The 13,311-nt window shown below is 33.9% G+C and carries 11 protein-coding genes; 8 read left to right on the top strand and 3 right to left on the bottom strand.

The features are described from left to right. Window positions 1–603 precede the first annotated feature (603 nt). From fusA to CVU84_12475, 6 genes are all read left to right on the top strand, one after another. Complete coding sequence (fusA, locus tag CVU84_12450; protein PKM94339.1) at window positions 604–2,679, top strand: elongation factor G; 2,076 nt, start codon at window positions 604–606, stop codon at window positions 2,677–2,679. A 93-nt stretch (window positions 2,680–2,772) separates the two neighbouring features. Then, window positions 2,773–3,105 (top strand): rubredoxin, encoded by a 333-nt coding sequence (locus CVU84_12455; protein ID PKM94262.1) that lies wholly within the window; start codon window positions 2,773–2,775, stop codon window positions 3,103–3,105. 283 nt (window positions 3,106–3,388) lie between these two features. Further along, window positions 3,389–4,117, top strand: a complete 729-nt coding sequence (locus CVU84_12460; protein ID PKM94263.1) for a DNA-binding response regulator — start codon at window positions 3,389–3,391, stop codon at window positions 4,115–4,117. A 332-nt stretch (window positions 4,118–4,449) separates the two neighbouring features. Next, window positions 4,450–4,929 (top strand): hypothetical protein, encoded by a 480-nt coding sequence (locus CVU84_12465; protein PKM94264.1) that lies wholly within the window; start codon window positions 4,450–4,452, stop codon window positions 4,927–4,929. 24 nt (window positions 4,930–4,953) lie between these two features. After that, window positions 4,954–5,310 (top strand): hypothetical protein, encoded by a 357-nt coding sequence (locus CVU84_12470; GenBank protein ID PKM94265.1) that lies wholly within the window; start codon window positions 4,954–4,956, stop codon window positions 5,308–5,310. A gap of 110 nt (window positions 5,311–5,420) precedes the next feature. After that, a complete protein-coding gene (locus CVU84_12475; protein ID PKM94266.1) occupies window positions 5,421–5,816 on the top strand; it encodes a hypothetical protein in 396 nt (131 codons plus the stop codon). Window positions 5,817–5,839: 23 nt separating this feature from the next. Here the strand turns inward: CVU84_12475 and CVU84_12480 are convergent, their stop codons facing one another. Continuing rightward, window positions 5,840–7,216, bottom strand: coding sequence for a hypothetical protein (locus CVU84_12480; protein ID PKM94267.1), 1,377 nt, complete (start codon window positions 7,214–7,216; stop codon window positions 5,840–5,842). Window positions 7,217–8,061: 845 nt separating this feature from the next. Between CVU84_12480 and CVU84_12485 the strand changes: the two genes are divergently transcribed. Further along, entirely contained in the window at window positions 8,062–8,466 is a 405-nt protein-coding gene (locus CVU84_12485) for a hypothetical protein (GenBank protein ID PKM94268.1), read from the top strand. Between the two features lie 450 nt (window positions 8,467–8,916). On the opposite strand, the gene cadA is transcribed toward CVU84_12485, so the two are convergent. Continuing rightward, window positions 8,917–11,034, bottom strand: coding sequence for a cadmium-translocating P-type ATPase (gene cadA, locus CVU84_12490; GenBank protein ID PKM94269.1), 2,118 nt, complete (start codon window positions 11,032–11,034; stop codon window positions 8,917–8,919). A gap of 15 nt (window positions 11,035–11,049) precedes the next feature. Then, a complete protein-coding gene (locus CVU84_12495; GenBank protein ID PKM94270.1) occupies window positions 11,050–11,424 on the bottom strand; it encodes a transcriptional regulator in 375 nt (124 codons plus the stop codon). Between the two features lie 650 nt (window positions 11,425–12,074). On the opposite strand from CVU84_12495, the gene CVU84_12500 reads away from it, so the two are divergent. After that, window positions 12,075–13,274: a threonine ammonia-lyase gene (locus CVU84_12500; GenBank protein PKM94271.1), complete on the top strand. Its 1,200-nt coding sequence runs from the start codon at window positions 12,075–12,077 to the stop codon at window positions 13,272–13,274. Window positions 13,275–13,311 lie beyond the last annotated feature (37 nt).

A 13,311-nucleotide genomic window follows, 5' to 3' on the forward strand; every position in this document is an offset into this window, starting at 1 on the left:
TGCTCCTTATTATTCTGATGCTAAAGCCAAACAAAAACGAAGGCTAATTCATCGTATTTTTTTACTAGAAAAGTTCTGCATAAACAATTGGAAAAGCGGCAGAAGTGTAATAAGAATTATAACTTGGTGAAGCCGATTTTCTTGTTTGTTATGAAAGTTCTGCATATGCAATTGGAAAAGCGGCAGAAATGTAACAAGGATTTAGCTCTGCTCAGCCGATTTTCTTGTGATTATTATATCATATTAATCAAGGTATATTAACTTATTTCTCACATTTTACACTTTAAAAAAGGATATGTCAACAGTACATCACTTTAAAGTGCGAAAATGTAAGTGTGAATATTTGCTTGTCGAAATTTGTATAATATGCACAAAAAAGCAATTGTATATTTCTCAATAATAGGATAATGGTTAGTTGTTTTACATAGTTATTTTTCTTTGTGTACAATTTAAATAAAAACTTACAAAGATTTTAAAAAAAATGAAGGAAATTTATGGACCAAGTTGAATATTAATGTTATCGGTAAATTGTAGTTTAACTTATTTGACCTTATGAGAAAAATGATGATTTTCTCAAATAAACCAATGATCGGGGGACAAATTATGAAAGTTTATTCATCGGAAGAAATTCGCAACATTGTGCTGTTAGGCCATGGCGGTAGTGGGAAGACCACATTAGTTGAAGCTATGGCACATGAAGTAGGTATTACAAAACGACAAGGAAAGGTTGAGGAAGGTAATACAATCAGTGACTTTGATAAAGAAGAGATAAAACGTGGATTTTCAATCAATACTTCTTGTGTTCCTATAGAATGGCAAGATTGTAAGATTAATGTGCTTGATGCTCCAGGTTATTTTGACTTTGTTGGGGAAACTAAACAAGCAACGCGTGTTGCAGATAGTGCTATCATTGTTGTATCAGGTAAATCAGGTGTTGAAGTTGGAACCGAAAAGGCTTGGGAATATGCGGATGAAATGAATTTACCTAGAATGATTTTTGTAACGGATATGGATGATGACAATGCGAATTTAAATACTGTATTAGATCAACTTAAAAACCATTTTGGCAAGTGCATAGCACCATTTCATGTTCCTATTCGTGAAGGTGAACATTTTATTGGCTTTGTAAATGTTGTTAAAATGGAAGGAAGAAAATTTATAAAAGATCACATTGAAGAATGTGGAGTTCCAGAAGGCATGGAAGATGAAATAGATCCTGTTAGAGATATGATTTTAGAAGCAGTTGCTGAAAGCAATGAAGACTTAATGGAAAAATACTTTGAAGGCACACCGTTTACGGTAGATGAAATTCAAGATGCAATACATCAAGGCGTTATTGATGGAAATATTGTTCCCGTTCTTATTGGTTCAGGTACGAACAATTTAGGGGTACAAGTTTTATTAAATTCAATCGTAAAATTCATGCCATCTCCAAAAGAAGAGCATACTACTGTTACTGGAGAGCACCCAGATACAGGAGCTGAAATTGAAGTCGTTTGTGATTTAAACGAACCTACGTCAGCTTTGGTGTTCAAAACTATAATTGACCCGTATATTGGTAAACTATCATTATTTAGAGTGTATTCTGGTAGTGTAAAAGCTGATACTCAGTTGCTAAATGCTAACACTGAAGAGATGGAAAGAATAGCCCATGTTTATGCTTTAAGAGGAAAAGAACAAATTGAAGTTTCAGAAATAAGAGCTGGCGATATTGGAGCAGTAGCAAAGCTTATTGATGTAAGCACCGGCGTTACATTATGTGATAAAGATCGTCCGGTGAAATTACAAGGAATAGAATTCCCTGAATCCTTGGCATATAGAGCAATTGTTCCAAAGACGAAAGGTGATGAAGACAAGATCGGTAGTGGTATTCACAGATTAATGGAAGAAGACCCTACAATCAAGTTTATTTTAGATCATGAAAATCATCAAGAACTTTTATATGGTGTTGGTGGACAACATTTAGACATCATTGTCAGCAAGCTTGAATCAAAATTCAAGGTAATGGTTGACCTCAAAAAGCCAAGAATACCTTTTAGAGAAACGATTAAGAAAAAAGTTCAAGTAAGAGGTAGGCATAAGAAGCAATCTGGTGGACATGGACAATATGGTGATGTTGTAATGGAATTTGAACCATCAGGAGATATGGAGAAACCATACATTTTTGAAGAAAAAATCGTAGGGGGAGCAGTTCCTAAAAACTATTTCCCAGCTGTAGATAAAGGTTTAGCAGAATCAGTGAAACGAGGAGTTCTAGCAGGATATCCGGTTGTTGGTATTAAAGCAACCTTAATAGATGGTTCCTATCATCCAGTAGATTCTTCGGAAATGGCATTTAAACTAGCAGCTCAAAATGCTTTTAAAGATGCAATGGCTCAAGCGACTGCAACTTTATTGGAACCAATTGCGAGTGTTACAGTAGTTGTACCAGACCAATACATGGGCGATATTATCGGAGATCTTAATAAGCGTCGTGGTAGAGTGCTTGGAATTAACCCTAACAAAGGAAAGCAAGAAATCATGGCTGAAGTTCCAATGGGTGAATTATATGGTTATTCTACTGACCTTAGATCATTGACTCAAAGTAGAGGAATGTTTACTCAAAAATTTGAACGTTACGAAGAAGCTCCTCGTGAAGTTCAAGAAAAGGTTATGGCTGATAAAGAAGTAGACGAATAAAATATGGAATAATATGGATAATGATTATTATCTGTGTTATAATAAGCATTGAAACTAGATAGTAAAGTAGACATATTTATAGGAGGATGAAAAATGAAATTATTCAAATGTTCAGTTTGTAATTATATTTATGAAGGAGAGGAAGTATTAGATAAATGCCCAATGTGTGGCGCTCCTAAGGAAAAAATGGACGAAATGACTGAAGAAGCTGCTGATAAAATCTATGCTGCTGATTTCACAAATGGACTTCATACTGAGGTTATCAATATGGCAACATCAATTATTTCACTTTGTGAAGATGGTATTGAAGATGAACTTGATCCAATGTGCGTAAAGATATTTAACAAATCTAAGGATCTTGCTTGGGAAATCAAACAATTATCCAAAGCTGAAATTGGAAATCATGTAAGAAAAGAAAAATGGTAGAAAGATAAAGTAAGGCCTTGAAGTTGAAAAACTTCAGGGCCTTTTTTGATACAATCAATATATTTAACTTGTTAAATAAAGGGATTTATTGTATAATATTGCAATAATATATAGAGAGATTTTTTGAGGGTGAGAAAAAAGTTATATAGATAAAAAAGCAGTGTATTTTTAATATAATTGTAGAGCATAGCCCTCGATATAGCTATAAATTTTTCGTTTCAGAATAAACGAAGGATTCATAGTTTTATATTCGAGGATTTTTTATTTGGGAGGAGAAGTTAAGATGGGAATAATATTAATAGTAGAAGATGATTTAAATATCCGAAGTGGTTTGGTTGAAATTGTTAGAAATATTGATGAACATTTTGATGTTTTTGAGACTGGAGCAGCAGTAGAAGCCTTAAAAATTGCGGAAACAAAAGTAGTAGATGCATTTTTCTTTGATATCCAGTTAGAAGATTACACAGGTCTTGAACTTGCCATGCAAATAAGAGAAATCGATCATTATAAATTTACACCTATAATATTTATTACAGGGGATCATTGTAGCGAAATAGAAGCCTTTAAGAATATTCATTGTTATGAGTATATATTGAAACCATTTACTGAAAATGAAGTTATAAAAGTGTTTCAAGATGTTATTACCCATGGAATAGTTGAAAAAAAATCAGATCCCAAATTAGGCATCAAGGAAAAAGATTTTACCTATGTGATTAATCAAGGTGATTTAATCTATGTTGAGATGATGAATAGAAATCTATACATTAAAACGATTCATGAAGAAACAGATATTAGAAATTGTTCGTTATCTAAACTTTTAAAACAATTAACAAATCAATTCATACAATGTCATAAAAGCTTTATAGTAAATCGGTCTTATATAAAAAAAATTGATAAAGCTAATAATCTAGTATATGTTGAGAAAAAGGAAGAGCCGATACCTATAGGAAGAAAATATAGAGATAATGTATTACAGTTGTTGGATAAAACGATAAAAGACTTTGTTGATTGATGAAATAGTCATTTAATGACTCGTTAGACTGTCGACAAAAGCATTTTTTCTGATAGGTGTGTACTCATTATTGGCAGTAAGTGTTCATTTTTCTGGCCTTTCCCTTCGGCCGGTCTGGCGAAAAATGAACACTTACTGCCTTTCGCATTAATTTTGATGAAAAAATGCTTTTATCTCTGAATCGTTAATTGATGTTTCTTTAAATTGTCAACAACCGGAAGAGTCATTTAATGACTCTTTATATTGAAAATACGAATACTTGACAACACTTTATTGGTCGTGATATACTAATTTAGTAAATTACTAAATTAGTAAATAAAAGGGGTGTTAATATGAAAATTCCAGTAACTTTAAAACATAAACCAGTAATCGTAGTCGAAAATTATGATCAAGTCGATGGTCGATATGCATATAATTCAGATGCGAAAGGATTATCCCTTGGACTTGCTCAATGGAATGATCGTGGGAAAATTGAAATTTCTGCCAAAGTATGGCGTTATACTGGTGAAAAATGGTCAAGACAATCAGAAGAACTACCACTGCATAGAGCTCTTGATCTTGCGTTATTAATCTGTAAAACAAGATTACATTTTAAGGAAGCTTATCGCTACGAAAAATTATACGATCCAGAAAATACAACTATCGATAGAATGGGTCTACAAGGTGACGCAATGACAGTAAATGTTTGTACTGATAATCCAATGATTGACGAGGATATCAAGTTATTCAGAGACTGCATTAGTAAAGACGATGAAATGATAGGTGAACGATTAAGAGCTCTATCAGCAATATTAAAAGAGCTAGGTTATTAATGACTGACGAAAGGGTTATAGGAAATGAAATTATCAAGTGATAAAAAGAAGGAATTACAAGAAAAGTATAAGCAAATGAAGTTTGATATGGGATTATTTGCAATTATAAACAAATCCAATTCTAAACACTATCTAGAAACCTCTCAAGATGTGAAAGCATTAATCAATCGGAGAGAATTTACGCTAAAGATGGGAATGCATCCTAATAAAGAGTTGCAAAAGGATTGGCAACAAATTGGACAAGATGGTTTTGAAATCAAAATTTTAGAACAATTAGAATATGATGAGGACGACTCCAAAACGGATTATTCAGATGAATTGGAGTTGCTTAAGATGATTTGGATAGAAAGACTTATAAAAGAAAATATTGAGATGTATTAAGAAACGCCTTTTTGGAATATGCAAGAATAACTATAAATTTACTAAAGGTAGTGCAATAAGAATTGTTAGTTTTGTGAATAGTAAATGTTATCCATTGATTCAATTAATCTATGAATACGATGTTAATCTTGAAAAACTCCATTGTTAATAGAATTTACAATGAGTACCTAGAAGGAAAGAGTTATCAAAAGATTGCTGATGGGCTTGAAGCAGACAGAATTAAGACAGGGGCGCAAGGGTCTAAATGGTGGGACAGTACAATTTCTAAAATACCTCGCAATGAAAAATACTACGGTGAACTGTTGCAACAAAAAACAGTCACCGTAGATTTTTTATCCCATAAAAGGGTTACTAATCGAAACTACGCTGATAGATATATTGTTGAGGATAATCATGAGCCAATAGTTTCAAGAGAAGTATGGGGTGAGATACAAAAGAAAAAAGAGAAAAGGGCTTTAGCAAAAAACAATATTCTTTATGTAATTAAAATCACTTTTAGTTTGTAAAGCGCTAACTTTTGATTGTTCAATCAATCAAGACTGTACAAAATTGTTTTATCTCCCACTAAAGTTGAACCGCTATTTACAAAGTAGAAATTGGATGATGTGTCTAATACAAGCGGGCCAGTCCACGTAATTGCACCAAACTGGCTGCTGAAAATACCTGTTGGAGGCACATCGGCTAAAGCCGAACCAACAATCACAATACCATTGATAAACGAATTTGTAATGTGTGAATATCCATCCATGTCTATGAATCCATCAGATCGGCTATCAACCATACGTTGAATTCTTAAACCATCATGGAACATGTTGTTGATTCGACTGTTGTAAATATAAGTGTTGAGAAGACCTTGATGTGGACCAATTGGAGATGGCATAATGCTTCCTACAACATTAGCGTTTAAAAGTTGAAACTCAATCGTTGTAAAAGGGTCAATGAGATCTACGGTTTGGAAGATAACATCTCCACTAATAATAGCACCGTCAGTGTAATTGGTATGAGTGCTTACAGATGTCCCGTTATCAAAGGTACCAATTACCGTAACAGGTCGTGCGTCAAACGCAGGACCCTGCACAAGGTATACGTTTTCTGCAGCTTGACTTGTTTGGATGGTAACATTTCTAGGAACAGACGATGCAAAATTGGCTAAAGCTGAGTCGCCAAGCACCCATGGGCCTAAGCCAAGTAACTGTACATGTCTTGCTGGTGGTATGACAACATTCTCGTCAAACGAAGAGTTTGCTGCGATAAGAACGATACAACGCGCTCTCATACCATTTGTGACTGCTGTTGCACTGTTAGTTGCTGCATCAATGGCTGCCTGTAAGGAAGTAAATGGATCGAAAGGTGTCCCAGTTCCTGGACCAAGAGCATTTGAATCTGCCCATATAGTGCACTCACCCCATTCAAAGGTGACTGGCGTACTAGCGCTTATCACCTCTAACAGCGATACATCATCCACAACGATATCAGATGTACCAGCTTGGGCTAGCGTACTAATCAATACCATTGCCTGGGTTGTCCCAACAGGGGACGGATCTGTAGTTTCATAGATTGTCAGCCAGTCCTTTGAACTTGCTTGCGGAAGATTACCTTCCGGAATAGTTACTGATAGACCTTGTCCAAGAAAATTATTAGCTGCATCCAGATAACCAATAAACAAAGATGTTAAAGGATTGGACGCTGCCCCAATTCTGGTCAAAGATACAAGAAACTCAAAGCTTTGTTCTGGGGGCACAGGAAGGAATTGCAAAATAAATGAACTTGAGAACCCACCTGCTAACCGTGCGGCAAAGAATCCAGAATGACTAAACTGGGATGTAATAGTTGCACCAGATGAAATCCATGGAAATAAAGCCGCCGTCTCAAAACCACCATTTACGATTTGATCATTAAAAGACATTTAAAACACTCCCTTATATAATTTGTTGTTACATTCTGCGGAAAAAAATACAGTGTAACACATTAATAGTATATGATTTAGTTTACATAATGTGACATAAAGGTTGAAATGCCTTTCTATTGTTCACCACGCTAAATATCAGATTGACAAATGACGTTATTTTGTTAATAATTCTGGAAGTTCCAAAAATGAAAGGTGACGAAGATCAGCTATTTGATAGCAAAAGGATGGAGCTTACCCTAAACTAATTTCACTAACTACGGGATCTGTTGCATCAAAAAACAATCACCGTAGATTTTTTATCCATAAAAGGGTAAAAATCCCCTATACTCAAAATATTAGAATGAATGTTGGAATAATTGCAGAAACAATTTGTAGACACATAAATTGACAAATAAGTAGAATTGACGTATAATGCATTTATACTAAAAAAATGTGTGGGGCAAAGAATGATGAACATATTAGCGAAATCCATTGTATCAAACTCTGAAATGATAAAAAATTATAAAACTTGTAGAGAACACAAAGCATTGGGGAAATATTTGTATTGAAAAAATGATTGCTTCTTTTCCAAAAGCAGGGCGTAAGCAGACCCACTCTCTTGATTATTTGAGAAATCTTTAAGAAGAACATGAATAAATTGAATTTTTACTATGAAATTAAACAACTTGAGAGTTTTAGGGTGTAGATTTAATTTAAAGAAGCACCCTTTAATTATAGATGAAGCCATTTTGCAAGGGTGGTACGCACATGACAGGGTATTAATGAGTAAAGACCCCTGTTTGATTTAAACAGACGGTTTGAGTTATTTTAAATTTCAAATCGATGAAAACGGAGGTTTTATAATGATGAAATTGAAGGATTTAGAAATCTTATTGAGCAAAAAGAAAAGAAAAAAAGAGAGGATAAAGGTAGCAGGAAAATTCGCTCTATTAGTGGGCGTATTAACGACAATAGGTGCGACGGTTGGTATTCTTTTTGCTCCAAAGTCAGGAAAGGAAACACGTGAAAAAATAAAAGAAAATACGATTGACACGGTAGAGACTATTAAAGATACTGTTCAAAAGTCGGCAGAAGCGACAAAGAATTCCATTCATTATGTTGCAGAGGAAGTGCATCAGGTCATCAACGGTGTTCAAGAAAAAGCGGAAGATATAAATAAAGATCTTAAAGACGGCGGTCATGAAATAGCACAAGATATTCATAAAACTGCTGAAAAAATTTCAAAAGAAATCAAGCAACCTTTATAAATATTAATTATAGGAGGACGAAATATATGATATATACAATCGCAATAATTTTAATAGTTCTATGGCTTCTTGGTGTTGTAACAAGTTTTACAATGGGTGGATTAATACATATTCTTCTCGTAGTTGCTATAATTGTAATTCTGGTTAGAATCATTCAAGGCAGAAAGATACTTTAGCTACGTTAGCATACTTTTATAGTATGATGCTGATATCAGTCTAGAGGACGAAAATGGGCATACCGCATTGGATAATGCTAAAGACAAGAAAAACAAAGATATTGTACATAAATTAGAAAAAACAGATTAGGATTAATATTTATAGATAGTATATATTGAGGATAATTTAATTGAAATCGTCCTCAATATATATAAATTTGGACCATAAAAAGAAGGGTACTTATTTTGTAATTTCAAGTATGACTTATTAAGCGTTCTTTAGAATTTCTAACAATTATAAATGATCTACCTTCATAACACGCATTGCATTTAAGATTGCAATAACAGCAACTCCAACATCAGCAAAAACGGCTTCCCAAATGGTTGCGATACCGCCTGCACCAAGCATAAGTACAACACCTTTAATAGCCAAGGCAAATATAATATTTTGCCATACAATATTACGGGTTCTTTTCGCAATTTTAATAGCAGTAACAAGCTTAGATGGTTCGTCAGTCATAAGTACTACATCAGCGGCTTCAATGGCTGCATCAGACCCTAAGGCACCCATGGCAACACCAACATCAGCTCGGGCTAAAACTGGTGCATCATTAATACCATCTCCTACGAAGATTAATTTACCCTTGGATGCTTTATTACTCTCAAGCATTTCAAGCATTTCTACCTTCTGTGCTGGAAGTAGTTCTGAGTATACAAGATCAAGTCCAAGCTCTGAGCCGATTTTATCACCAACAGTCTTACTATCACCGGTTAGCATAACGAGCCTTTTTACCCCAAGCTCTCTAAGTGCAATCATAGTTGATTGGCTATCATCTTTTACTTCATCAGATATTACTATATAACCAGCATAGTTGTGATCTACACAGAGATGAACTATACTACCAAGGCCATTGTATTCATCAAAAGCAATATTTTCTGCCTTCATAAGTTTCGTATTACCGGCAAGAATAACTCTTCCTAATATGTTAACCTTGATACCATGACCTGATATTTCATCATAATCTTGAATGTTATTTCTATCAATTTCCTTACCATATGCTTTGAGTATTGATACTGCTATTGGATGAGTTGAATAGCTTTCAGCATATGCAGCATATTCTAGTATTTGATCATCAGTAAGGGAACCTTTACTAATAATTTCAGTAACCTTAAAAATTCCTTTTGTTAGTGTACCTGTTTTATCAAAGACTACGGTATGTACATTATTCATAGCTTCAAGGTAGTTACTTCCTTTAATCAAAATTCCGTTTTTGGAGGCACCACCGATACCGCCAAAAAAGCTAAGAGGAATTGATATAACCAATGCACATGGACAAGAAACAACTAAAAATACAAGAGCTCTATGAATCCAATCAGTAAAGGTCGCACCTTCAAGTATGAGTGGAGGAAGGATAGCTAAAAAAAGAGCAGAGAAGACTATGATAGGGGTATAGTATTTGGCAAACTTAGTAATGAAGTTTTCGGTAGGTGCTTTTTTACTACTTGCATACTGAACCAATTCAAGGATTTTAGATACTGTCGATTCACCGAATTCTTTTGTTACGCGAACAGTTAATAATCCGTTTTTATTTATGGAGCCAGATAAAATCTCTGATCCAGCTTCAACTTCACGAGGCAAAGCTTCACCAGTAAGAGCTGATGTATCTAAAGTAGAGTAGCCTTCAACGATTACTCCATCAAGAGGGACTTTTTCACCAGGTTTTACTAAAATCAAATCATCAATCGAAACATCATAAGGAGAGACTTTTTTATAATCATTATCAATAAGTAGATTAGCAAAGTCAGGTCGTATATCCATTAATGCAGCAATAGATTTTCTCGATTTATTGACTGCCATATCTTGGAAAAACTCACCGATTTGATAAAATAACATGACCGCTACGCCTTCTGGAAATTCTTTAATTGCAAATGCACCAACAGTTGCAATGCTCATTAAAAAATTCTCATCAAACAATTGTCCTTTAGTCATATTTCTGATTGCTGTTATAAGTACTTCGCCACCAACCAATAGGTAACTTATAAGATATAAGCTTAGCTCAGCCTCAAAAGGGAGTTTTAATAAAACTGCAACTAGAAATAGGATTGCGCCTATAGCAAACCTAGCAATCTTGAATTTGTTAATGCGTTCTGGTGTTGTTATGTTCTCGATCTTATGTATTGATTTTTCATTTACTTTAACATGTGGTTCTAGCTTTTTTATTAACTTGGTAAGTTCAACCACTATATGATCAATGTTTTCTGCGTTTTCACTCTCTACAATTAAGGTTTTTGAAGCGAAGCTTAAGGATGCAATTGATACACCATTTATTTTACCAATACCTTCTTCAATTTTCGTGCCACAATGTGCACAATCAAGGCCTTCTAGTATGAACTCTTTTTTTATTCTTGACATAATAATTCCTTCCTTCTAATTAGTTGTGTCTTCATTTATGTGAGTAAAGCCTTCTTTAAATATGTTATTTACATGGTCGTCATCAAGAGAATAATAGACTATTTTTCCATCCTTTCTATATTTAACTAATCTAGCATCCTTCAAAACTTTTAATTGATGGGAGATTGCAGATTGTGTCATATTGAGTAGTACTGCAATATCACAAACACACATTTCTGATTCTGCTAAGCCTGAGAGAATTTGAATTCTAGTTGTATCACCAAATACTTTGAAGAGGTCAGCCAAATCATATAGATTTTCTTCGGAAGGCATTTTATTTCGTACATTTCTAACCACATCTTCATGTATTACATTACAATTGCATTTTTCAATTTCATTTTTACGAACCATCTTATTACTCCTTTTTCTCTGTCTATTAACATATGAACAAACATTCATATGTTATGGTGTAATTATAGTGCAAATATTAACAAATGTCAAGAATTATATGAATGAACATTCATGCGTCTCTGAACCAGTTATGATAATGTCCTAGTATATCATTTGTGATTATGTCCCATTTCAAATCAATGGTTTATAATATACCCTCATGAATATTTCCATCGAGGCGATAACCACTCAATTAACGAAACAGAGATAAAAGCATTTTTTCTTCAAGATGAATATGAAAGGCAGTAAGTGTTCATTTTTCGCCCGACCGGCCAAAGGGTAAGGCCAGAAAAATCTAGTGCTTATGTTTTAGTTTTATTGGGACATTTTCAAAAATGCTTGACAGAGTTCCATGAACGAACATCCATGTGTTCCTAGAAAAAAATGATTGTGTAGTATATTAAATAATATTTAACATTATATTAGCCAATGTTTGTTGCATTAAACAGGAGTAAGGATTATATTAATAGGAGATGTTTATGCATTTTAAGCGAATGGAATGCGGAAGATTTGCAATATTAACTTAAAGCTATTGCTGTGAAAATAATTATTGTAACATTATATTGATATATATCTTTCTGAAATCATAACTTATCGAAAGGAAGTAAATTATGGAATTTGATAAAGTCAAAGAAGCTCTCATTAATTTAAAAGGAATCATTAAGGAAACAAAACTAATACATAGTAAAGTATTTAGCAAAGAAAGTGGTAATGAAATATATATTAAACCTGAAAACTTGCAAATAACAGGCTCCTTTAAAATTCGCGGAGCTTATAATATGATTCATAATCTTAGTGATGAAAGTAAGAAAAAAGGATTGGTGGCTGCATCTGCTGGAAATCATGCACAAGGTGTTGCTTTTTCAGCTAGAGAATTAAATGTTCCCGCGTGTATCGTGATGCCTAAAACGACACCTTTAATTAAGGTTGAAGCAACAAGAGCCTATGGTGCAGAGGTGATTTTATATGGTGATTGTTATGATGAAGCACACCATAGAGCAATGGCCCTTCAGGACGAAAAAGGCTATACTTTTGTACATCCCTTTGATGATGAAGAAGTCATTGCAGGGCAAGGGACAATTGGTGTAGAGATTGTTGAAGAGCTAAGCAAGGTGGATTATATTATTGTGCCAATTGGTGGAGGAGGTTTGATCAGTGGTGTAGCATTGGCTGCTAAGTCCATCAATCCAAATGTAAAAATAATCGGAGTTGAACCAGAAGGTGCAATGGCTATGAGCCTATCGATTCATGAAAATAGATTAATAGAGCTTGCAAAAGTTGATACGATTGCTGAAGGCGTTGCAGTAAAAAAACCTGGAATAAATACTTTTGAAATTGTGAAACAGTATGTAGATGAAATTGTAACAGTATCGGATGTAGATATTATGGATGCCTTTTTATTGCTATTAGAAAAAGAAAAGTTGATTGCTGAAAATGCAGGTGTACTTTCTTTGGCGGCGTTAAAGAAGCTTAATATAAAAGATAAAAATATAGTTTGCATAGTGAGTGGAGGAAATATTGATGTTGTAACGATATCAGAGCTTATTAATAGAGGCTTGGTGATACGTGGTAGAGTATTTTGCTTTTCGGTTGAGCTTACAGATAGGCCAGGTGAGCTTTTGAAAATTTCTACATTACTTGCTAATTTAAATGCAAATATAATAAAACTAGATCACAATCAATTTAAAACAATAGATCGTTTTAAACAAGTATTTCTTGAAGTGTCGCTTGAAACAAATGGACATAAACATATCCAAGAAATCAAAGATTCTCTGAAAGAAAATGGCTACGAACTTCAAGTAGTATATTAGAATGTGGAATAATTATATAAAAACTGCGGATACTAAA

The organism is Firmicutes bacterium HGW-Firmicutes-1 (genome assembly GCA_002841625.1).
GTDB lineage: Bacteria > Bacillota > Clostridia > Lachnospirales > Vallitaleaceae > HGW-1.